Raw genomic sequence first — 23,157 nt, 5'->3', positions numbered from 1 at the left:
GATTAACGAGCATTATTAACAGGATTTTTGATGTCAAACACATATTATTACCGCAATTAAAGAACTGAATCCTGAACCTATCATCCTCCTATTCATTCTTTTATCTCCAGTCTCTGACTTTAAACATGGCTCTATAAGTGTTCATAGGTGTAACGTCCCTCCATATTTATATCTCATTATATTTCTTCTTGTTTTTTTAAAATAAATATAGTAACATTAACTTAATTAAATTAATTAACTATTATGCATTCTTATTATAATTGCAATATCTTAAGTACTTATCTCTTTTTTAAAGACCACGATACTACAGGAGGTTATTATGAATATAAGGAAACTAACAAAAGAATTCCAGGAGAAATTCAGCACTTTCCAAACACCAAGACCCTTCTTCGCCCCAGGAAGAATCAACCTAATCGGCGAACATACGGATTATAATGGCGGACATGTGCTGCCAGCTTCAATTTCTTTCGGAACATATGCGCTTGGCCTAAAGCGTCAGGATCGAAAGTTACGCTTTTACTCCGTGAATTTCCCTGATGCAGGGATAATGGAATGTGATCTGGATGATTTAATTTATCAGAAAGTACATGAATGGGCGAATTATCCAAAGGGTATGATTCTTTATCTGCAGAAAGCAGGATATCAATTCGACCATGGTATTGATGTTTTATTTTATGGAAACATCCCAAATAGTGCAGGGCTGTCTTCTTCTGCATCAATTGAAATGGCCATGGGTGTCTTATTAGATGGTTTGTTTGAACTGAATATTGACCGGATTGATTTGATTCGCATTGGACAGAAAGTGGAAAATAATTATATTGGTGTTAATAGTGGAATTATGGATCAGTTCGCGATTGGCATGGGAAAGCAGGATCATGCGATTCTCTTAAACTGCCAAACATTGAACTACCAATGTGCACCACTCATTTTAGGGGATCATGTTATCATCATCATGAACACGAATAAACAACGGACATTAGCAGGATCTAAATATAATGAACGCCGGACACAGTGTGAAGCAGCACTCTCTGATTTACAGACTGTACTGCCTATTCAAACACTTGGAAATGTAACAATTGATGCTTTTGAGAACAATCAACGGTTCATTAAAAATGAAATAAACCTGAAACGTGCGAGACATATTGTTTACGAGAATGCCAGAACAATAGAAGCCCTTGAAAGGTTAAAGCAAAATGACCTTATTGCATTTGGAAAACTCATGAACGCCTCCCATATCTCATTAAGAGATAACTATGAGGTTTCAGGAATTGAGCTTGACACGATTGTCGAAGCTGCTTGGAATCAGCCCGGGGTCCTTGGTGCACGTATGACAGGTGCAGGATTTGGCGGCTGTGCGATTGCAATTGTAGCGCGTGAGGAAGTGGAGAAGTTCAAGAATATTGTAAGCGCAGTCTACACTGAAAAAATTGGCTATGCACCAACTTTCTATATGGCAGAAATCTGCGATGGAGCAAAAGAAGTCACAGAAGGAGCGTTAAAATGAGTGTATTAGTTTTAGGCGGTGCTGGTTACATTGGGTCACATGCCGTTTATCAATTGATTGATCGAGGGGAAGATGTCGTTGTCATTGATAATCTGCAAACAGGACATCAGGAAGCCGTCCATCCAAGCGCACAGTTTTATCAAGGCGACATTCGGAATGCAGCTTTCCTTCAAGACGTTTTTACCAAAGAAAGCATTGAGGCTGTTATCCATTTTGCTGCAAGCTCCCTTGTTGGGGAGTCAATGGAAAAACCACTCCACTATTTTGACAACAATGTTTATGGAACTCAAGTATTGCTAAAGACTATGGTCGAGCATGAGGTGAAGACTATTGTCTTCTCCTCCACTGCCGCAACTTATGGAGAGCCCGAATCCGTTCCAATTACGGAGACAATACCGACAAAGCCAACCAGCACGTACGGCGAAACAAAATTAACAATGGAAAAGCTGATGAAGTGGACAGAGCGAGCACATGGAATTAAGTATGTATCCTTGCGTTACTTTAATGTTGCTGGCGCCCGGCACTCAGGTGAAATTGGTGAAGACCATCGCCCGGAAACACATCTTGTTCCAATCATTATACAGACAGCACTTGGTCAGCGCGATTATATAACGATCTTCGGTGAGGATTATGATACACCGGACGGAACATGTATACGTGATTATGTTCATGTGGAGGATCTTATTGAAGCACATCTACTAGCACTTGATTATCTAAAGCTTGGCGGTAAAAGTGATGTTTTCAATCTCGGAAGCAACCAAGGCTTTTCTGTAAAAGAAATGATTGATACTGCACGTGAAGTAACCCGTAAGGAAATATATGCAAAGTCAGGAAGGAGACGTGCAGGTGATCCAAGCATACTGGTTGCCAGTTCAAATAAAGCCAAAAGTATGCTTGGCTGGGAACCGAGACGCACTTCTATCAAACAAATTATCAAGGATGCATGGAACTGGCATACATCTCATCCGAATGGATATGGAAAGGACGTGAAGAAGTGATTTTTCAGTATGTTAATGGACTTATTCAACAAGCAATTAAAGCAGAACTAATTGAACAGGCAGATAATATTTATGTTCGCAACCAAGTCATGAATCTATTAAATTTGGAGACTTTTCCTGAAGAGCCTGATTGTGTCACAGATAAATCGATTCCCGACATGCTTGAAAAAATAATCGAATATGCTATTGAACATGAAGTAATCGAGGACGTATTCGACGATAAAGAGATTCTCACAGCTAATATAATGAACTGCTTTGTAGCTCGTCCATCTGTTATTCATGCTGCTTTTAATGAAAAATATGAACAGTCACCGAAAGCTGCAACCGATTATTTTTATAACTTGAGCAAAAACAGCAACTACATTCAGATGAATCGGATTGAAAAAAACATTCACTTCAAATCGGACACAGCATACGGCGAACTAGACATCACGATTAACCTGTCCAAACCTGAAAAAGACCCCGTGCAAATCAAACGAGAACGTGAAATGAAACAAAAGCTGGATTATCCAAAATGTCTATTATGTGTGGATAATGAAGGATATACTGGTAGAACAGGGCATCCCGCACGTGCGAATCATCGTGTCATTCGCGTTCCACTGCTAGGAGAAAATTGGTACCTACAGTACTCTCCATATGTTTATTATAATGAGCACAGTATTTTGCTTTCAGAAGAACACCGGGACATGAAAATTGATAGGAAAGCTTTTGAACGCCTATTAACTTTTACAGAAATATTTCCCCATTACTTCATTGGATCAAATGCAGATTTACCGATTGTTGGAGGTTCCATATTAAGTCATGATCACTATCAGGCGGGACGCTATGATTTTCCAATGACGAATGCAGCGAGTGCTTTTGAATTTATCCTGGAAAAGTTTGATAATGTTTCTGCTTCTGTATTGAAATGGCCTTTATCCGTTATCCGTCTGAATAGTTCTAACAAGGATTTACTGCTTGACGCTGCTAATCATATTTTACAAATCTGGAAAAGTTATTCCGACGAACTTGCAGACGTGAAAGCATTTACTGGTGATACACCTCACAACACGATTACACCAATTGCTCGTTCTCGCGAAGACGTATATGAGCTTGATCTTGTATTACGAAACAACCGTACATCTGCTGAACATCCACTGGGGATTTTTCACCCACATGCAGATGTGCATCATATAAAAAAAGAAAATATCGGGCTGATTGAAGTTATGGGGCTCGCCGTTTTGCCAGCAAGATTGGAGATGGAACTGGCTGAAATCAGGCAGTTTTTAATTGGAAAATCCAGTGATGTAGCTGCATATCACCTGGAATGGGCTGATCAAATCCAAAGTGAGTACGGTGAGATTCTCGATTCTAGGATGGCTGATGAAATTTTAAAGAAAGAGCTTGGCAAAAAATTTGCAAAAGTTCTGGAAGATGCCGGTGTTTTCAAGGAACGGCGAGCATTTGAAAGATTTATCCATACATTAAATAAGCAGGTGGCACAATAATGAAGGTTGAAACAACTGATATTTTAGGAAAATGGAAAGAATACACACTAGTAAATGAACAAGGAATGTCTGTCAGTGTAATAAATTTTGGCGGAATCATTACAGAAATGCTTGTTCCCAATCGAAATGGAAAACTGGAAAATGTCGTAATTGGATTTAAAAATTATGCAGACTATGAAACGAACCCGAATTATTTCGGTGCTTTAATCGGTCGTGTTGCTGGAAGAATTCAAGGTGGGGAGTTTGTGCTTAATGGTAAAACCTATAGTTTAGATCACAATGATGGGGATAATCATCTTCACGGAGGTGCGTCAGGTTTCCATCAGGTAATCTGGAATGTTGATCCTTTTCAAACAAGTGACACAGTCGGGTTGAAGCTGACTCACAAAAGTTTAGATGGTGATGGAGGATATCCTGGCAATTTAGATGTAACTGTTACCTATATTTTGAATAACGATAACCAATTTACAATCGACTATGCTGCAACCAGTGATCAGGTCACTCCAATAACATTGACGAACCATTCTTATTTTAATTTAAGTGGAGACTTGAAAAACACCATTCATCATCACCACATAACGATAGATAGTGAAGAAATTGTCAAACTTGATGAGAAACTTATTCCAACAGGAAAATTAATGAATGTATTCAATACTTCCTTTGATTTTCGTGAAAGCCGGTCATTGCGCGAAGGATTCAATGACAAGTCTGAACAAAATACAGTTGCTGGAAATGGTTATGATCATTATTTTATTTTCAATAAGAAGAAAGAAAATGCTGTTACTGTAAGTGATGAGAAGTCTGGACGCTTGCTGATGATAAAAACAGATCAGCCAGGGATGGTTATGTATACCTCGAACATGCTCGAAGATGGGATGGAACTGAAAGAAGGCTTTTCAGAGAAGTATTTAGGAGTATGCTTTGAAACCCAAGCGTCACCTGCATCATTGCATTATCCAGGATTTCCGTCAGTTATTTTAAAAGCAGGAGAACAGTATAAAAAACAGACCGTATTTTCTTTCAGCATAGTAAGATAACAAGGGTCTTACTGATACCCTGAGAAATGTTAATAAAAGAGGATAGTTCTCCATGTGTAACACGGAGGAATATCCTCTTTTTATTTTTCATCAAACTGGATCAAACAATTCCACCAATAATAGCGAGACTGCCCCTAACAGTGTTGCATCTTCACCAAGTTTTGTTACTGTTACTTCGGTTTCTTTTGCAGCCGGACTGAGTACACGCTGTTCAATCGTTTGCTTAATTTTTGGCAAGATGAATTTCTTACTCTTCATCACCCCTCCGCCGAGAACAATTTTCCTTGGGTTTATTAGATGTATTAAATTTGTTAAGCCGATACCAATAATCATTCCAGTTTCTTCAAGAATTTCAATATATGCCGTATTACCAGATTCGGCCAATTTGTATACTTCTTCGCCTGTAATTGTTTCTGATTTCCCCTCTAGCTTTTTTCTGGTTCTCTCAGCAATAGCGACACCACTGGCGAAGGTCTGCAAACAACCGCGGCTTCCACATTCACAAATCTCTCCATTAATATCTATCGTCATATGGCCTATCTCACCAGCAATATCCTGAGCGCCGTGGTACAGCTTTCCATTAATAACAACACCTGAACCGACGCCTCTTCCAATATTTACAGCAACCATACTATCCGCATCGCCGTGTCCTCCAAACCATGACTCGCCAAGTGCCATTGCTCTGGCATCATTTTCAACGTTGACCACTAAGTTAAATTCTTCCTCAAGTTTTTGCTTGATTGGAATATTTCTTAAATCCAGGTTTGGTGCTACAAGTGAGGTACCAGTTTCTATATCCACAACCCCATGCATTGCTACTCCAATCCCTAGAATTTTATCATGATACGGTTTTGATGTATGTAAAATCTTATGTATATTTTCTTTTAAAATACTGATAAACTGATCATTTGTAATTGGAATGTTTAGCTTACTAGAAACACGTTCAACGATCTTCCCAGATAAATCAGCAAGAATACACTCAACCGTTTCTGGACCAGCATCTACGCCAACAACATAGAAGGCATTATTATTAATATGAAGCATCGTCGGTTTTCGCCCACCCTTGGATTCGCCGAGATCACTCTCTCTAACTAATTCCTGTTCGATCAATTCTTTCACAATACTGCTTACCGTTGGTGGGGTGAGCTTTGTATCCTTAGCTATTTGAGCCCTGGAAATAGGTTCCGATGTTCTTATTTTATTGAGAATGATTGATTTATTGACTGATTTCATTAATTGGAATGTGCCCCGCTGCATGAAAAGTCCTCCTATATCTCTTGATACTTGTAAATATATTATAACATGATTAATTAAATTAACTAATTAAACACAACCACTTGTAGAAAATATTCCTGCAAAGAGTACAAGATATGTCTAGAAATATGGAGTCCATTATGTCTGATGTTGAGATTGAAGAATAAAACTATCTAAAAATGATAAAACCATTGTACAAGTAAGGATTTGCAGGCATTTGCAATCCGAAGAGGTTATTCAAAATCTATTACACCTTCATTATGTATCTTTTATACAACGAAAGCCGATGTTTCCTGATGAACGATCAAGTGTATTGAAGCTTTTGATTGTTTCTTTTATGAAGTGCATTTATTCACCTACTCTCTCCTTTAATTTAGCAGAATATTTAAATTCAGACAAGAAATCATTTACTAGTGGCAAGATAATCAAAAATGACACGTTATTAATCGAATAAGACGGAGTACCTATTAAGAAAATGCATAAAAAGAAGCGAGGGAAATATCTCTCGCTTCTCTCTCACCTTCTTTACTTCAATTTCATCGCCTCAGCAATAATTTTAGGAAGATCCGTATTATCATGGAACCCAACAAATTTATGTGTTTGTGGACCATAAGCATAGACTGGAATATCAGCACCTGTATGATTAGTACTTGTCCATCCAATGCTTGCACGGTCGCTTACAATCGTATTAATAGCAAGTGGCGCATTATCAGCTTGTTGAATTTCATTAATTTCTTCTTCTGTTAACTCAAATCCAGTATGTGTTTTCAGAACTTCACTTACATTGGAGCGGTCTTCGTTTAATTGGGTTGCCATGTAATCACCTGTAGCTGTTACATCTGTTAATAGATCAGCATTTAAATCCATTGAACCATTCGAACCAGTTGTCATCCCACCAGTATCATGATCAGCTGCAACAATTACTTGTGTCTTTCCATCTTTCTTAGCAAAATCGATTGCTTCTTCAACTGCCTTTTCAAATGCAGCGACATCAGACATTGCCCAAGCTGCATCATTAGCATGACCTGCCCAGTCAATTTGACTTCCTTCAACTACTAAGAAAAATCCGTCTTTGTCTTCTTCCAAAACATCAATTGCAGATTCAGTCATTTCAGCAAGACTAGGTTCTTCTGTTTCAGCACGATGAAGCTCTGGAGCAAGTGCATCATCTGCAAATAAGCCTAAAAGCTTTTCACCTTTCTTAAGTGCAATTTGCTTATTGTCTAGTAATTGACTTCGTGTTTCTACCAATTCATATCCTTGCTCCTCAGCTTGCTCAATTAAATTAAGCTCTTCCTGATTTCCGCCTTGATCAATTGGTAAGAAATTGTTTTTCCCTCCGCCAAGGATAACATCTACTTCATTTTCAAGCATTTGTCTAGCAATCTCCGTTTCATTATTACGATCCTCGACATGTGATGCAAATGATGCTGGTGTAGCATGTGTAATCGTAGAAGTTGCTACAAGTCCAGTTGCCTTTCCGTTTTCTTGAGATGCTTCTAAAATAGTTTCAAGCTCGTTGCCCTCTGTATCCATTCCAATGACACCATTATTCGTTTTTTCACCTGTAGACATCGCAGTACCTGCAGCAGCAGAATCGGTAATATCAGAGTTAGCAGAATGTGTCGTGAACATTCCTTTTAGATGATCATCCCATACTGCATCTTCCCCCTTGTACACGCGATAGTTACTTGCATAATCAGCACTAAAGCCGTCTGGAACCATGAAGATAACATTCTCTACCTTCTTATTTCCCTTTCCTTTTCTATCTACAGCATCCGGTTTTGCGTCTACCGTTCCTATACTTAATCCAGACAATACAAGGGACGTACTAAGTACAACAGCACCAATCTTCTTAAACATCCTACACTCTCCTCTCAAATTTTTATTACAATTTAAGCGTAAAGGAAAGATATCTAAATGAAGTTACATGCTAGTAAAAGTCTAGTAAACTTTTTTCACCCTAAATAACTACCTCTTTTTTCATAGAGTTATCTGTAACCACTTGTCATTAACCGATAGAACTTGATATAGCTTCATTTAATCCCTTTCACTTAATCCATTATAATCCACCAAAAAAACACTATCACTAGAGAGAATTCCCCTATTAAGATAGTGTTTTTTGCCTATAATATATTCTATTCTTCTACCGTGATTGTTATCGTTTGCTCAACTACTTTGGTTTCATCTTCATCGTTAACGAAATCACCTGCAAGATTTTGACCATTCTCTCCATATACTTCTGTGACATGTGGACCATTATTATGATGGGATGGATTCATTGTAATAACAATATCATACTCGGTTAGATTTTTAATTCGACTGTCTTTTTCAGGATCATAAATATATAAAACTGTTGAGCCATCTGGATCCGTGTAGCTATACCCCTGAAATCCTGATGTAATATAATTTGGAATGTCTGCTCTTGCCAGAATAAATGTATCTTCTATAATGTTACTATTTATTTTTACTACAACATAGTCATCTTGTTTCTCGATTACTGGCTCTATCCATACCTTGGGGTTTCCATAATCCTCCGGCAAATCCCAGCTTGGTTCCGTAATCGAAAAATTATGTTGACCACCATCTATTGTGGCCGACTGTTGGAAGGATACTTTTTGATAGATTTCATTTGATTTCGCATAGTTTCGTACGAAGCTCCCACCCAGTTGGTTTAAATAATGATTTTTTATCTCCCCATACTGATTTGCCGGCTCAAATTTCAATTCAATATGTACGATTCCTTCTACTTCGTCTGGAAGAATATATTCCAATTCAAACTCTCCATTTTCGTTAACCTCAGTCCGATCAATTCCTCCAACTAACAATCCATATTCTGATTCAATTGAAAGAACAAGTTTTGACTCAGGCAATAGATTGGTCATGCCTTTTACAGAAACGAACTTATTATCGATCTGAAATTCCCCTTCCAGCCTTACTTCTGAATCTCCTTGATCTTCTGGAGCCTCTTTTACTTGATTGACTTCAAAGGAAACCTCTTCCGTATTATCTACTGACTCTACTTCCTTTTCCACTTTCTCCGCCTTTGTACCTTCAGTTTCCCCAGCTTGTATACTTCCACTGCTTTGTATATCTGTTTCACTTTGTTCTTCATTATTACTACTACATGCTGCCAAAAATAAAATCATTAGTGCTAAAAACATAAATAATAAACGTTTACATCTAACCACGAAACTGATTCCTCCTAAATATAGTAAACAATCAATCCTAATGATACCGTTTGCCTTTTTGAATAACAACAGTACCAAGTACCTATAAGAAAAAAACTGGTGACAGTTCACTTTGTACTTTCATTATAGGGTCTTAACATTATGTTATCTGCTTCACAAATTAGACATAATTACTATAAAGATTTCCATGAATGTCTTTACATAAATGCGCTTTCATATATAATATAATTAAGTGATATATTTCACAAACAAAATCTAAAGGAGGAATAGCAATGGCTAACCTTGATACAGGTCTTACTTGTGTATATCAAACACAAGGTACGATTGCTCGTGAAAATATTCGTTCGAAATTTGTGGATTACCAAATTGCAGACATAAGCCTTCACCCGGATATACCGCTGCCTACTGAAGGCAATCATCCTATTTCCATAAAAATTGAAGGTACTTGGTACAAAGCAATTGCTTCTGTTGTAAGAACGCTGGCAAACGGTAATAGTAAAGCAGTGAAAGCATATATTCGTAACTTTAATCAGCAACTTCAAGCATGTAACGTACTAATTTCCTGGGATAATTATTTAAGCACTTCGAAAAAGAAAAAGCAACAAGACAAATCATTACCTCTAGCTATGAATTTATAAGAGCATACTACTTTATTAAAAGGCATTTTTAGGAACATTCTCGTAATCCATAAAGTAGTATCGCTATTCCTTATCCAATAATTTTAATCCTCATCTTCCGACCAAGGAATCGAATAATAAAGCTCTCCTAGATAATCAAGATATCCCCAGCCAATTCATTTCTGAATTCCTCTACAATAACTATACAACCGATTATGAAATGTCTTGAAAAGCGCTTCATCTTTTTCACATTCCATCACAACTTTCTGTAGTGGAATTGGCTTATCAGCAATTCATATTGCTTCGTCTAAGCTACTGTCATTGGCGTACACATCAATGACAATAATTTAGAATTAGCAAGGAAGTTTGGTGCTGATGTTTCCGTTGATGCTCTAAGTATTACGGAAACTTGTATGAATGGAATAAGTAGCTAAGAAAAGGTGGACGCCATCACAGGTCAGTGTAATGACGAAAAAGAAGCTGGTTTTATCTGGATTCCATAATCAGAAATCGTTTATTACGACACTCAGTATGCCCGTAGCTCGCTTCACTACACTACCAAGTTGCAAAAGGAAAATTGAAACCAGGGAAAAATGGTAACTCGAGAGATTAAGCTCTCTGAATGTGGAAGGAATTTTTGAAACCACAAGTAATTTTGCAACTTCTGGTACGTTTGTTGTAACGGATTACTCTTAAATAGCGTTAAAGCTGCTTGTTGTTTTTATGCAAGCAGCTTGTTTTTCCAATAGTAATCTTATACCTAAATGATTTTGATTATAAAGATGATAAAAGTTCTGCAAAAAATGATTCACGTAACTATAGGACCCCTTATCTACTCAATCAAACAATTACCAAATTATCTGATCGTTCGCCAATTTGTTTAACAACTTCTTTACCTATCTCTAACGAGGCTGTTGCTGCTGGTGATGGTGCATTACATACATGCAGGCTTTTCTTGCCTTGTATGATTTGGAAGTCATCAACCATTGATCCATCACTATTTAAAGCCTGTGCTCGGACTCCTGCTGGTCCTGGGACTAAGTCTTCACTCTTAATTTCAGGGATAAGCTGCTGTAAGTTTTCCACAAACTTTTTCTTGCTTACAGAACGAACCATTTCATTAATTCCTTCCTTCATATTTTGACTCGCTAATTTCCAAAAGCCTTTGTAGGTTAAAACTTCTGCAAGATCTTTTATGTTGATATCTGACTTTTTATAGCCTTCTCGTTTAAAGCTGAGTACTGCATTCGGTCCTGCTTCAACTTCTCCGTTTATCATTCTCGTAAAATGAACACCTAAAAAAGGAAAATCAGGATTTGGAACAGGGTAAACTAAATTTGTTACTAGATTTCTTTTTTCTGCTTTTAATTTATAATACTCTCCGCGAAACGGTACAATTTTCATATCAATATGATATCCTGCTAGTTTAGCAATTCGGTCACTTTGCAATCCTGCACAATTAATTAAAAATTTGGCTTTATAGCTTTGCTTGTTCGTATCTACTATCACTTCATGTTCAGATTCATTAATTGATAGTACAGTCTCGCCACAATTTATTTCACCATCATGCTGCTCTATAATCTCTGCATACTTGTTTGACACCATTTTATAATCTACAATTCCCGCAGTTGGAACTTGAATAGCTCCAATACCTTTAACATGTGGTTCTATTTCATGTAACTCTTCTTTATTTAGTTGTCTTATAGATAACCCATTCTGTAGTCCGCGTTCATATAGATTATTAAGTAATGGACGCTCCTTTTCATTTGTAGCAACAATTACTTTTCCACAAATATCATGATTAATATCGTATTTACGTGAAAACTCAACCATTGATTTGCTTCCTTGTTTTGCAAAGCGTGCTTTAAAACTACCTGGTTTATAATATATCCCTGAATGGATTACCCCACTATTATGACCTGTTTGATGTGTTGCCAGTTCTTTTTCTTTTTCAAGTACAAGTATTTTTTTGTTTGGATATTTTTCTGTTAAATTCATACCTACAGAAAGCCCTACAATACCACCGCCTACAATGATGTAGTCAAACATGTCCATTCCTCCTCGTATTCAATTCCGCGGTTCCGCTTGTCATCCACCTTGATGTACGACTAGTTGACTTCCAAAATCTGTTGTCGCCTTTATTTCAGGTTTCGGTACAAATCTATCTTAATGAAAGAATCGGCCACCCAACCTGTCCATCTATCTCTTAAAATTACGAGTCTATAAAATATCTTTTCTTAGCTGCAACTAAGTGATTCCACATAGCTGTCTGAGCTTTTAATTCATCTTGTTCTTCGATTGCCTTGTAGATATCGAAATGCTCCGATAAAATTATTTGCCCTTTTCCACTTTTAATACTTTTTTCACGTAGTATATTTACTCCTTGTATGAATGGGTCTGTAAAAAGTTCTACTGCTTTTAACAACATGGGATTTTTAGCCGCTGTTACGACCGAAATATGAAATTCATAATCTTCTTCTGCTGCAACCAAATCATTTGCATAAGCTTTCTCCATTTTAATATAAGCACTTTTTATCTTTTGTAAATCTGTCTCTGAACGTCTAATTGCAGCTAAATAAGCGGCTTGTCCTTCTAATCCCTGTCGGACCTCTATTAATTCAATAAGGTTTAAACCTTGACTATTTAAAAGTTTATCCAATTTGTTTAGTAATTTCGTATTCTCATCATTTATTAAAAAAACACCTTTACCTTGTAAAACTTCTACTAAACCTGCGGATTCCATCACACTTATTGCTTCTCTAACCGAGGTACGAGAAACAGAAAGGTTTTCAGCCATTTCTCGCTCCGAAGGTAATTTATCTCCTGGTTTAAGCTCATTATCTCGAATCAAAAGCTGAATTTGTTCTATAATATCCTGATATAATCGTTTTCTACGTATTGGCTTTAACATCATAACTAATCTCCCTTTTCCATAATATTATCTACTCTTTTTTAAAGGAACATCACTCCCTATTCTACTAGGTTCTCAATAAATATAATTTTTTATTAGCTATTCCATCCTTACCAACGATATTGGTTCGATTTTAATTTTATCACTTTTTATATACCGAATGAATTTACTGCACCAGTAGGACATTTACCTTAAGATAACAAACCTTCTAAAGTTTATGGAGTTGTGTTATAACGAATGAAGTGCTCTAATCTTTTAACACCATCTTCAGCAATGGATAATACTTATTATATGAATACTTCCTTATTTATTAAACTAGGAGGGATTTCTCCTTGCAAACCTTTAATTAAATTTTCCGCTGCTAACTTAGCCATTTTATACCTAGTTTCCAATGTTGCAGATCCAATATGTGGTAATGTTACGACATTTTTCATATAAAGGAGGGGATTTTTTGGTTCCACGGGCTCTTTTTCATAAACATCAAGTCCTGCTGCACAAATTTCTCTTTTTTTTAAAGCCTCAACTAATGCATCTTCATCCACCATTTGTCCTCTAGCACCATTTACAAATATAGCTGTTTTTTTCATGAGAGAAAGTTCCTGTTTTCCTATTAGTTGAACCGTTTCGGGCGATAATGGTGCCATTAGGCAAACAAAGTCTGATTGTTGCAATAACTTTTGTAACGATACATATTCTGCTTGTAATTGTTCTTCTGCATTAAGCTTCCTAGAGCGATTATGATATAGAATCTTCATTTTAAAACCAAAGTGAGCCCTTTCAGCAATAGCTTTTCCGATTCTTCCCATTCCAATAATTCCAAGCGTCTTATGATGAATATCTACACCATATAAATCCTCGCCAATTTTTCCCGTCCACTGACCAGACTTTACATACTGATCAAGTTCTGTGATTCTTCTAGCGGTTGCTAACAGTAAACCGAATATCGTATCGGCAGTAGAATCCGTCAAAACATCCGGAGTATTCGTTGCCATTATTCCACGTGCATTGACAGCTTCCATGTCTAAATTGTCATATCCTACAGAGATATTGCAAATGATTTCTAAGTTCGGTGCTTCATCCAAAAGTGTTCGATCTACTTTCAAACCCGATCCAATGATTCCATGTGCATCTTTTAACTCATGAATAAATTCTGGATTCTCTCCGTTAGTAAGTTCAACTACTTGAAAATGTTTCTGTAATATTTTTAATAGGTCGCTATAGATTGGATTATAAACGATAATCTTTTTCATCTTGGTCACCCACATTCCTTAATTGGAGTACTTATTTTTCAACTAGACTACCTATGACATGATTTGTAAAATGCTTAAATGATTGGTTAATTAAAGATGTAACGGTAATCCCAACGTAGTCTGCCCCCCAATTTTTCCGCATAAGTGCACCACTTCTATCCTTTGTATGGATACCTACTTTTACTCCGTATGTTTTAGCAGTTTCATAGATATTGTCAATTGTTTTTAACACTTCTGGATGATCAATTGATCCTCCGTATCCTAATGAAACGGACAAATCTGTTGGTCCAATATAAACCATATCAATTTCTTTCACACTAAGAATCTCGTTTAAATGAACCATTGCTTTTTCTGATTCAATATGAATTCCAATCAATGTTTCTTGATTGGCTTTTTCCAAGTATTGTTGAATTGGAATATTGCCATAATCAGCTGCTCTCATCGAAAATGCAGCTCCTCTTTTCCCAAGAGGTGGATATTTCACCGCTTCAACAATTCTTTCTGCCTGTTCCTTAGAATCAACCTGTGGAACGTGTACTCCGTGCGCTCCACGATCCATTACTTTTAATAGTTCAGAAGGGTCGCTAGATGAAGTTCGAACCAAAGGAGTAATCCCTTTATTTTCTGCAGCAATTACCATGTTTTCAATATTTTCATAAGAATGCATTCCATGTTCATTATCGATCACAATGACATCAAACTGACTTAATGCAGCCATTTCTATGATTTGTGTGGAAGGAAATCCAACAAAAACACTAAGTACAGGATTTTCTGTTGGTTCACTCCATCGTCTTTTTAATTGATTATAAAACATGTATCCCTCTCCTCTCTATTCTTCATCTACTTTATAATTGTTTCTATATTCGTATCTTATATCGCATTCAGGAGACTTAAATAACTCTTCTAAGGAACTCAGAATGGTTTTTCAACACCTTCTCATTCCATAATTTCTACAATTGCTTCAAAACAGTTATTGTTTTTATCACTTTTGATAAGCACTTAGTTTTTTACTTCCTCTTTTAACATGTTCCAACTTCTTAAAATTCCTCTTACTTCTTCTTTATCAGCTTCATTCAGTGGGCTCACTGGTTCTCTAGTGACACCTGCACGTAATCCCACTTCTTCCATTGCTTCTTTAATAACCACAACATTGTTTCCATCATGATGTTTTGCTCGTAAGTTTTCAAAGCCAATGACTTCATTCCATATGTTCCACACGGTTTCATCATCAGCATCACGAAGCGCAGTAAGCATCTTTTGGGAGCTGGATGGATAAATATTAATCAATCCAGATGTAAATCCTTTCGCTCCTGCATAATAAAAGTATGGTGCCCATTTTTCAGCCGTACCACAAATCCATGCAAGGTTATGTTCTTTAGGTACTTCACGAACCACTTGCGTAAAACGTGGTAAATCATTGATGGCATATTTCACACCTATAAATTTCTTAAGAGATGCTAATTCCTTAATAACATCATCACTTAGATTAGGATTTTTAAAATATATAATGGACGGAATATCTAATGCTTCCATAATTTTTTTGAAGTAAGAAATTGCACCTTCCGTCGTAATGAAGGGATGAATTGGTTGGTGAATCATGACACAATCTGCACCAGCTTCTTGTGCATCTTTTCCTAATTCGATTGCAGTTTCCACCGAGTAACCAACACCAGCAACCACTGTCGCTCTCCCATTAATTTGTTTTGTAACTTTTCTCGCTACTTCCTTTGCTTCATCAAGCGTTAGCGCATAAAACTCACCGGTATTCCCATTTGGAACAATGACCTCTGTATCATTCTCTAATAAAAATTCAATATTTTCTTCTACCCCTTGCCAATCAATTTCTTTCGTACCCTCATTAAAAGGTACAATATTAATTGCACAAATTGTCTCTAATTTTTTTGCAATACTTGTAAAATCCATGTTCAACACTCCTCTTATTATTTTTCATATATTTTGTATAGAACTAAATAAATGCTTATTTACACAATTGACTGGTTCTTTCTCTTGCAATACATTAATAATTTCTTTGGCAGCACCAGATGCCATTTGACCTAAGGATTCTTTGGTATGCGCTGCCATATGCGGTGTTACAATGATATTTTCTAAGTTCCATAGAGTATAATTATCTTCTGGAGGTTCATTCTCAAACACATCTATACCTGCTCCGCGTATTTCATTATATTTTATTGCTTTATATAGTGCTTTTTCATCAACCAAGCCACCTCTAGCACAATTGATTAGAGATGCAGTAGATTTCATTTTTTGCAATTCTTTTTCACCAATAATATGATGAAGTTCTGAGGTATATGGTAAATGCAACGATACAAAATCGGATTGTTCTAAAATCGTATCTACGGAATCTACAAATACAACATTTTCTAAAGATCTTTCGTTTTGAATGTAAGGATCATAAACAATGACATTCATATCTAATCCTAAAGCACACTTTTTCGCCGTTAATTGACCAATATTTCCATACCCAATTAAACCTATTGTCTTATCCGTTAATTCATTCCCGATAAAATACTCTCGCACCTCAAAATGATTTTTACGAAGAGCTTTATCTGCTTTAAGAATGTTACGAGACAAAGCTATTATCATCCCGACAACATGCTCTGCTACAGCATTCGAATTTACTCTAGGAACATTACAAACATAAATACCTTTCTCAGCTGCAGCAATAATGTCAATATTGTCATATCCTACACCCGAACGAGCGATTACTTTTAATTTCTTCGCCTTTTCTATCAAAGAGCGCGAAATCACTTTGGTTCGAACTAATATCGCGTCACAATCAACGACAATTTCCTCTAGTACTTCATCCTTGGTCGATTCTGGTTGTATGATTTCAACATTAGCATTTTTTAAGACCTCCATTCCGCTACTAGAAATTGGCTGAACTACTAAAACTTTATACTGGGTCATCAAATTACCTCTTTTCTATTATCAATTGCTATATCCAGTCTTTTTTTTCTCCTTAATTGATTGAAAAAGACTAAAGCTAATATAGCAATTCCAATCGAATCCGTCATGATCCCCCCCTGAATTAATAATAATGAAGCACTAAATAGCAGTACACTTTCAATAATCTGATTTTTAACAAGAAAGAAACCGACAACAGATGTAGCAAGAGCAAATACCCCAATGATTGCTGATACTAATGCTAACCCAGACGCTAAATAATCATTGGATTGTAACAATAGTTCTGGAGAATAAACAAAGGCGAAAGGTACGATAAATCCGGCAATCCCTAATCTAAATCCCGTCCAACCTACTTTGGAAGGACTTTCTCCTGCGATACCTGCAGCCGCATAAGATGCAAGTGCAACCGGTGGTGTTATTGCTGACAAACAAGCAAAATAAAGCACAAAGAAATGAGCAACGATTGGTTCTACACCTAATTGAATTAAGGACGGCGCTGCAACGGTAGCACCCACGATGTAACAAGCAGCAGTAGGAAGTCCCATTCCCAAAACAATCGCTGTTACCATCGTTAGGAATAAAGTTAAGAATAACTGTTCATTTGCTAGGACTAAAATGACATTAGCCAGTTTTAATCCTACACCGGTAAGAGATACTACACCGATAATAAAACCAACAACAGCAGTTGCAATTGCAACCGTAAGACCACCTTTTGCTCCCTCTTCTAAAGTTTTTAATAACGTTTTGAAATCCATACGTGTGGACTTTCTTAGGTAAGAGACTAAGAAAGTTGCGACAATTGCAAAGAAAGCTGCATAGATTGGTGTGTAATCCATGAATAATAAAACCATTAGCAAAATAACCGGTAAAATTAAATGCCCTCTTTCTTTAAAAATTGGCTTAAATGCAGGCAACTGTTCCTTTGGTATCCCCTTTAACCCATTTTTCTTACCTTCATAATGGACCATAATCCAGATCGATAAAAAGTAGAGAATAGCCGGAATAATAGCAGCAATTAATACCGATGTATACGGGATACCTAACATTTCTGCCATTATAAAAGCAGCAGCCCCCATAATCGGAGGGGTAAACTGTCCACCAGTAGACGCAGTCGCTTCTACACCACCTGCAATACGCTTGGAGTACCCTATTTTTTTCATCAAGGGAATGGTGAATACCCCAGTTGTAGCAACATTAGCAGTTGCACTACCATTGATCATTCCTAAACCAGCACTACCAAGTATGGATACTTTTGCAGGTCCTCCTACCCTATGACCTGCAATCGCCATCGCACCATTTGTAAAAAACGACGATAGTCCAGTTCCATTCAAAAAAGCCCCAAACAATATAAATAAGAAGATGTAAGTTGCAGAAGTACCTAGAGCAATTCCGAAAATCCCCTCACTTCCAATATACATATGCTCAATTAACGTAGTAGCAGTATATCCACGATGAGCTAGCGCACCTGGCAAATAAGGACCTAAATAGGCATAGGCTAAAAATAGTAGCGATAAAATTACTAATTCTATTCCTACACTTCTACGGGTTGCTTCAAGAATAACAATCATGGTAATCGCCCCCATGATTAAATCAATTGTCGTTGAAGACATTCCTCTACTTGCAATAGTGTCAAACATAACAAATAAATACCCAACAGAAATTGCAGAGACGGTTGCAAATAAATAATCAAAAATCGTTGGTTTACCTTTATTCGATTTTTTTCTACCCGGGTATAGTAAGAACACAAGTACAAGTGCAAATAAAAGGTGTAGGGCTCTCTGCTTCGTACTTACCATTGGAACAACTGCAGTAAATAAATGGAATGAAGACATGGCAATAGCAATAGTAGCAATTAATAGTCCAGTTTTCCCTTTCATAATTCGTGATTTTGATTCGTTGTCTTGGTTTTTTGACAATTCATCAATATCTATTAATTCTATCGTTTTCTCACCTTTTTGCTCTTCAGATAGTTGTTTTGTCATGTAATCACCTCTTTTTAATTTGGTAATTCCTTCTATAGACAGTGGAGTAGCTTTTTCTACTACCCCACTGTTCATCATTTATTCATCAATTTCTAACCCTTGTTCTTCAAAGTATTTAATGGCACCTGGATGTAATGGGATAGTTTTACCATCTAAAGCATTTTCCAAGTTAATATTTTCTGCAGCGATATGAATGTCAACTAGATCTTGTTTATTTTCATACAATACTGTTAAGAACTCATAAACAAAGTCCTCAGACATTTCAGAGCTACCATGCAACCAGTTTGCTACTGCAAATGTTTCTAATGGTTCTGGTTGATTTGGATACGTATCTGCTGGAATAGTAAATGGATAATATGCAATATTTACTTCTTCCGCAAGCTTTTTTACTATTTCTTCATCAAATTCCAAAATTTCAAAGTCACCGCTACTCATCAAATCCAGCATATTAGAGCTACCTAATGATGCAATCATATTCGCACCATCGGCCTGTCTATTTCTTAATAACTCTACGGATTGTGATTCACTCGTATATTCTGGTGTAATATCTTCATAAGTAATATCTGCCACTTGTAATAATTCTTGTGCATTGATTTCCGTAGCACTTCCAGATGCACCTACAGCAATCCTTTTCCCTACAAAATCTTCTACTGATTTAATACCAGCATCTTTTCTTACTGCAAATTGCATTACATTTGGGAAAAGATACGTTATCTGTGTGATTTTATCCATTTGATTCCCTTCAAATTGACCAGTTCCTTCATAAGCTTCTTTCGCAACACCGGCTTGAGCAACCCCCATTTCCGCATTCCCTTTTTGAATATTTTCTAGGATAACCGGTGATCCCGGGGTAGACTGCGCATTTGCATCAATTTCTGGAAACTCTTCCCCAATTAATTGTGCCATTGCATTTGCAAGTAAGAAGAATGTACCACCACTTGTTGCGCCACCAATTGTGATAAATTGGGGATACTCGGAGGATCCACCTCCACTAGAACTTTCTGAAGTACTATTACCACAAGCAGCTAAAATTGTTGCTAAGCCTAAAATCATCACAACCAAAAATATTTTCATATTTCTCATCGATTAGCCCCCTTTTTTTATCTTCACTGAAATATTTCGTGAGCAAGGATATTTGTCCCAAGATTTTAAACACTATTTAATCTGATATATTAAACATACGAAATTAAAATACTTTCAATGGATGCTTCACATTGTTTCCCTAACATTTTTAACTCATTGAAGATAGCTTCTGTTAAAACTAATCCTTCACTTTGAACTTTTTCGCGCTTATTCTGTTCTATATCACCAGGCATAAATACTCGTTCCACTCCATCTGCTGCAGGACCTTTTACCGTTTGTTCAATACGGTCTTGCATTCGTTCCTTATACACATCAATATCCATAAAACTATTAATATCTATAACGATAAACATATGACCTAATGTTTGCGGTTCATCGCCATCATACATTAACGGAATCTGATCACCAAATAGGGATCCAGTTAATACCCCTGTCATAATATCGATCATAATGGCTAATCCAGAACCTTTAGCACCAAATGGAAGTAAATATCCGTCAAGCGCTTCTTGAGCATCGGTTGTTGGTTTTCCGTCTTTCGTAATCGCCCAGCCTTCCGGAATACTTTGATTATTTTTTGCAGCAAGATTAATCTTTCCACGAGCTACCGTACTTGTTGCCATATCTAGTACAACTGGGTGTTGGTTTGTTGGTGCCGCAATACAAATAGGGTTCGTACCTAAAGTTGGTCGTTTAGAGCCCCAAGCTACCATTAACGGAGAAGCGTTCGTCATTACAATACCAATACAACCTTGCTTAGCTGCCATTCTTGCAAAGTAGGAAGCAGTTCCAAAATGATTCGAATTTTGAACAGCACTAATTGCTGTACCACATTCCTTAGCTTTATCAATTGCTTTTTGCATGGCTACTTTCCCTGCATATTGTCCCCAACCGTTATTGGCATCGTACAAAATAGTTGCTTTGTTCTCTCTAACTACCGAAAGTTCTGTCTTTGGTTCAATTAAGCCTTTTTCCAAACGTTTCATGTAATCGGCTAATCGCGTTACCCCATGGGAGTCAACACCGATTTCATTAGCATCAACTAAACTATCAGCAATGATCTTTGCTTCCTTTTCTGGGATTGAATTTCCTAATAGGACTTTTTCACAATACTCTTTTAGTCTCGAAGAATCTACCGTATACATTTGAACAGCTCCTATGCACTATTTCATAATAATCATAAATATCGGGAAAAATTTTATACCTCACCACACCTTAAGTAAGCGGTTACAAATCTGTTTTTTTAATACACTCAATCAATACTAATACATGATAATAATCCGACAACAAGTGTCAGGGGTATTCCAAAGCTCTGTCAATCCAAATCATAGAAATACCCTCTGCTTTAAAAATATTACCAAGATGTACCTATCGAGAATGAGAGAATGCACAAATAATCACAGTTCCTGACCACCATTTAATAAACATACTTATATATTTATTCGTAAAAATAAAGTGAATTATTTATGAGTTCAACCTACAAATCTAATTGAAGCGATAAATATTTGTATTCCAGATAATCTTCAATTCCATATTTACCGCCTTCGCGCCCAACACCCGAATCTTTCACACCTCCGAATGGTGCCTGCGCTACGGTAGGTGCTGGATCGTTAATTCCAACAATACCGTATTCAAGTCTTTCACTAACTCGGAAAATACGTGAGGCATCGTTCGTAAAAATATATGAAGCTAACCCGTAAACACTATTATTCGCTTTTTCAATGACCTCATCTTCTGTTTCAAATTCAAAAATTGGAGCTACTGGACCAAACGTTTCTTCATGAGAAATTTTCATTTCATGCGTAGCATTTGTTAATAGAGTAGGTTGATAGAAATAACCGTCCTTAAACTTTCCTTCGTTTAATCTTTCTCCTCCTACTACAACTTTTGCTCCTTTTTCAACAGCATCTTTAATTTGATCTTCAGCTTTTTCAATTGCTCGTTCATTGATCAGCGGGCCAATTGTCACACCAGAATCAAGACCGTTTCCAACCATTAATTCATTTATTTTTTGTGCAAAACGTTCGGAGAATTGTTCAGCAATACTATTTTGAACATAAATTCTATTTGCACAAACACAGGTTTGACCTGCATTTCGAAACTTACTTGCGATTGCTCCTTCAACTGCTGCGTCTATATTAGCGTCTTCAAAAACAATCAATGGTGCATGACCACCTAACTCCATGGAAACCTTCTTCATTGTATCTGCCGATTTGCGAACAAGCTGCTTGCCTACTTCTGTTGAACCAGTGAACGTAATCTTTCGAATAACAGGAGATTCCATCATGACATCAACAATATCATTTGCTGAACCATGCACTAAATTTATTACACCTTTCGGAACCTTTGCCTCATGAAACGCTTTTACTACTTCTATTGCCGTTAGCGGAGTTGCCGATGCTGGCTTCAGTACAACCGTGCATCCAGCAGCCAATGCAGGTGCAAGTTTCCTTGTTATCATAGCGATAGGAAAATTCCACGGTGTGATTGCTCCTACTACTCCAACTGGCTGACGAATTACCATAAGTCGTTTGTTCTCTGAAGATGAAGGTATTGTATCACCATATATCCGCTTTCCTTCCTCTGCATACCAATCGATATAATCAATTGCCATCGCAACCTCACCTTTTGCTTCTCCTAGCGGCTTCCCCATTTCCTTCGTAATCAATGAGGCAATTTGGTCTGCTCTTGAACGCAGGATAGTAGCCACTTCCATTAAATATTGATATCTCTTTTTAGCAATAAGTTTCGCCCATGATGGAAAAGCTGCTTTTGCGGATTCAATAGCTTTTTCCGTTTCATTACCTCCGCCTTTTGCTACACTTCCAATAACTTCACCTGTTGCTGGATTCACTACTTGGATAACCTCGCCTGTTTGGGATTCAATCCATTCACCCTCTATATAAAGCATAATACTCCCT

Annotated in this window: 18 protein-coding genes; 5 read left to right on the top strand and 13 right to left on the bottom strand. The window is 37.0% G+C overall.

Translation table 11 applies throughout. From position 1 onward, the window contains the following. Window positions 1-319 precede the first annotated feature (319 nt). From NYE61_RS17570 to NYE61_RS17555, 4 genes are read left to right on the top strand one after another with little or no spacing between them, the layout of a single operon-like run. The gene (locus NYE61_RS17570) at window positions 320-1,504 is read left to right on the top strand and encodes a galactokinase (RefSeq protein ID WP_303450604.1); all 1,185 of its coding nucleotides are present in this window, start codon (window positions 320-322) and stop codon (window positions 1,502-1,504) included. Beyond that, on the top strand, window positions 1,501-2,502 hold the full coding sequence (gene galE, locus NYE61_RS17565) for a UDP-glucose 4-epimerase GalE (protein WP_095308244.1): 1,002 nt from the start codon (window positions 1,501-1,503) through the stop codon (window positions 2,500-2,502). Before NYE61_RS17570 ends, galE begins: the two co-directional genes overlap by 4 nt. Further along, window positions 2,499-3,989, top strand: coding sequence for a UDP-glucose--hexose-1-phosphate uridylyltransferase (gene galT, locus NYE61_RS17560; RefSeq protein ID WP_095308242.1), 1,491 nt, complete (start codon window positions 2,499-2,501; stop codon window positions 3,987-3,989). Before galE ends, galT begins: the two co-directional genes overlap by 4 nt. Next, on the top strand, window positions 3,989-5,026 hold the full coding sequence (locus NYE61_RS17555; protein ID WP_095308240.1) for an aldose epimerase family protein: 1,038 nt from the start codon (window positions 3,989-3,991) through the stop codon (window positions 5,024-5,026). The genes galT and NYE61_RS17555 overlap by 1 nt, the downstream gene beginning before the upstream one ends. A 90-nt stretch (window positions 5,027-5,116) precedes the next feature. Here NYE61_RS17555 and NYE61_RS17550 read toward each other — a convergent pair whose 3' ends face one another. The 3 genes from NYE61_RS17550 to NYE61_RS17540 all read right to left on the bottom strand — a co-directional run bounded on the left by NYE61_RS17550 (window position 5,117) and on the right by NYE61_RS17540 (window position 9,471). Then, window positions 5,117-6,283 (bottom strand): ROK family transcriptional regulator, encoded by a 1,167-nt coding sequence (locus tag NYE61_RS17550; RefSeq protein WP_303450610.1) that lies wholly within the window; start codon window positions 6,281-6,283, stop codon window positions 5,117-5,119. A gap of 522 nt (window positions 6,284-6,805) precedes the next feature. After that, window positions 6,806-8,143, bottom strand: coding sequence for an alkaline phosphatase (locus NYE61_RS17545; RefSeq protein WP_303450613.1), 1,338 nt, complete (start codon window positions 8,141-8,143; stop codon window positions 6,806-6,808). Window positions 8,144-8,418: 275 nt separating this feature from the next. Further along, complete coding sequence (locus NYE61_RS17540) at window positions 8,419-9,471, bottom strand: hypothetical protein (protein ID WP_303450616.1); 1,053 nt, start codon at window positions 9,469-9,471, stop codon at window positions 8,419-8,421. A 272-nt stretch (window positions 9,472-9,743) separates the two neighbouring features. Here NYE61_RS17540 and NYE61_RS17535 point away from each other — a divergent pair, with 272 nt between their 5' ends. Then, window positions 9,744-10,109 carry a hypothetical protein gene (locus NYE61_RS17535; protein WP_095308229.1) on the top strand — a complete coding sequence of 122 codons (366 nt, stop codon included), beginning with the start codon at window positions 9,744-9,746 and terminating at the stop codon, window positions 10,107-10,109. Between the two features lie 819 nt (window positions 10,110-10,928). Here NYE61_RS17535 and lhgO read toward each other — a convergent pair. From lhgO to NYE61_RS17485, 10 genes are all read right to left on the bottom strand, one after another. Continuing rightward, window positions 10,929-12,137 carry an L-2-hydroxyglutarate oxidase gene (gene lhgO / locus NYE61_RS17530; protein ID WP_303450619.1) on the bottom strand — a complete coding sequence of 403 codons (1,209 nt, stop codon included), beginning with the start codon at window positions 12,135-12,137 and terminating at the stop codon, window positions 10,929-10,931. A 163-nt stretch (window positions 12,138-12,300) separates the two neighbouring features. Further along, window positions 12,301-13,002 (bottom strand): FadR/GntR family transcriptional regulator, encoded by a 702-nt coding sequence (locus NYE61_RS17525; protein ID WP_095308224.1) that lies wholly within the window; start codon window positions 13,000-13,002, stop codon window positions 12,301-12,303. Window positions 13,003-13,286: 284 nt separating this feature from the next. Continuing rightward, window positions 13,287-14,249, bottom strand: coding sequence for a D-glycerate dehydrogenase (locus tag NYE61_RS17520; RefSeq protein WP_303450627.1), 963 nt, complete (start codon window positions 14,247-14,249; stop codon window positions 13,287-13,289). Window positions 14,250-14,280: 31 nt separating this feature from the next. Continuing rightward, window positions 14,281-15,063, bottom strand: coding sequence for an aldolase/citrate lyase family protein (locus NYE61_RS17515; protein WP_095308220.1), 783 nt, complete (start codon window positions 15,061-15,063; stop codon window positions 14,281-14,283). Between the two features lie 185 nt (window positions 15,064-15,248). Then, window positions 15,249-16,172 (bottom strand): dihydrodipicolinate synthase family protein, encoded by a 924-nt coding sequence (locus tag NYE61_RS17510; protein ID WP_095308219.1) that lies wholly within the window; start codon window positions 16,170-16,172, stop codon window positions 15,249-15,251. Between the two features lie 24 nt (window positions 16,173-16,196). Further along, window positions 16,197-17,177, bottom strand: coding sequence for a hydroxyacid dehydrogenase (locus NYE61_RS17505; protein WP_095308217.1), 981 nt, complete (start codon window positions 17,175-17,177; stop codon window positions 16,197-16,199). Beyond that, window positions 17,177-19,156 (bottom strand): TRAP transporter permease, encoded by a 1,980-nt coding sequence (locus NYE61_RS17500; RefSeq protein WP_095308215.1) that lies wholly within the window; start codon window positions 19,154-19,156, stop codon window positions 17,177-17,179. The genes NYE61_RS17505 and NYE61_RS17500 overlap by 1 nt, the downstream gene beginning before the upstream one ends. A 78-nt stretch (window positions 19,157-19,234) precedes the next feature. Beyond that, window positions 19,235-20,239, bottom strand: coding sequence for a TAXI family TRAP transporter solute-binding subunit (locus tag NYE61_RS17495; protein ID WP_095308213.1), 1,005 nt, complete (start codon window positions 20,237-20,239; stop codon window positions 19,235-19,237). Window positions 20,240-20,328: 89 nt separating this feature from the next. After that, entirely contained in the window at window positions 20,329-21,381 is a 1,053-nt protein-coding gene (locus NYE61_RS17490; protein ID WP_095308210.1) for an Ldh family oxidoreductase, read from the bottom strand. A gap of 332 nt (window positions 21,382-21,713) precedes the next feature. After that, window positions 21,714-23,147 (bottom strand): NAD-dependent succinate-semialdehyde dehydrogenase, encoded by a 1,434-nt coding sequence (locus NYE61_RS17485; RefSeq protein ID WP_095308208.1) that lies wholly within the window; start codon window positions 23,145-23,147, stop codon window positions 21,714-21,716. Window positions 23,148-23,157 lie beyond the last annotated feature (10 nt).

Source organism: Oceanobacillus sp. FSL W7-1304 (genome assembly GCF_037969805.1).
Classification (GTDB): domain Bacteria; phylum Bacillota; class Bacilli; order Bacillales; family Amphibacillaceae; genus Oceanobacillus; species Oceanobacillus profundus.
The sequence above is the reverse complement of the archived record's forward strand: the minus strand, read 5'-3'. Positions and strand labels throughout refer to the sequence as shown.

Excerpts from the sequence above, each read along its gene's own strand:
- NYE61_RS17570 (WP_303450604.1), top strand. The coding sequence starts at position 320 with ATGAATATAAGGAAACTAACAAAAGAATTCCAGGAGAAATTCAGCACT.
- galE (WP_095308244.1), top strand. The coding sequence starts at position 1,501 with ATGAGTGTATTAGTTTTAGGCGGTGCTGGTTACATTGGGTCACATGCC.
- NYE61_RS17555 (WP_095308240.1), top strand. The coding sequence starts at position 3,989 with ATGAAGGTTGAAACAACTGATATTTTAGGAAAATGGAAAGAATACACA.
- NYE61_RS17550 (WP_303450610.1), bottom strand. The coding sequence starts at position 6,283 with ATGCAGCGGGGCACATTCCAATTAATGAAATCAGTCAATAAATCAATC.
- NYE61_RS17545 (WP_303450613.1), bottom strand. The coding sequence starts at position 8,143 with ATGTTTAAGAAGATTGGTGCTGTTGTACTTAGTACGTCCCTTGTATTG.
- NYE61_RS17535 (WP_095308229.1), top strand. The coding sequence starts at position 9,744 with ATGGCTAACCTTGATACAGGTCTTACTTGTGTATATCAAACACAAGGT.
- lhgO (WP_303450619.1), bottom strand. The coding sequence starts at position 12,137 with ATGTTTGACTACATCATTGTAGGCGGTGGTATTGTAGGGCTTTCTGTA.
- NYE61_RS17525 (WP_095308224.1), bottom strand. The coding sequence starts at position 13,002 with ATGATGTTAAAGCCAATACGTAGAAAACGATTATATCAGGATATTATA.
- NYE61_RS17520 (WP_303450627.1), bottom strand. The coding sequence starts at position 14,249 with ATGAAAAAGATTATCGTTTATAATCCAATCTATAGCGACCTATTAAAA.
- NYE61_RS17515 (WP_095308220.1), bottom strand. The coding sequence starts at position 15,063 with ATGTTTTATAATCAATTAAAAAGACGATGGAGTGAACCAACAGAAAAT.
- NYE61_RS17510 (WP_095308219.1), bottom strand. The coding sequence starts at position 16,172 with ATGGATTTTACAAGTATTGCAAAAAAATTAGAGACAATTTGTGCAATT.
- NYE61_RS17505 (WP_095308217.1), bottom strand. The coding sequence starts at position 17,177 with ATGACCCAGTATAAAGTTTTAGTAGTTCAGCCAATTTCTAGTAGCGGA.
- NYE61_RS17500 (WP_095308215.1), bottom strand. The coding sequence starts at position 19,156 with ATGACAAAACAACTATCTGAAGAGCAAAAAGGTGAGAAAACGATAGAA.
- NYE61_RS17495 (WP_095308213.1), bottom strand. The coding sequence starts at position 20,239 with ATGAGAAATATGAAAATATTTTTGGTTGTGATGATTTTAGGCTTAGCA.
- NYE61_RS17490 (WP_095308210.1), bottom strand. The coding sequence starts at position 21,381 with ATGTATACGGTAGATTCTTCGAGACTAAAAGAGTATTGTGAAAAAGTC.
- NYE61_RS17485 (WP_095308208.1), bottom strand. The coding sequence starts at position 23,147 with ATGCTTTATATAGAGGGTGAATGGATTGAATCCCAAACAGGCGAGGTT.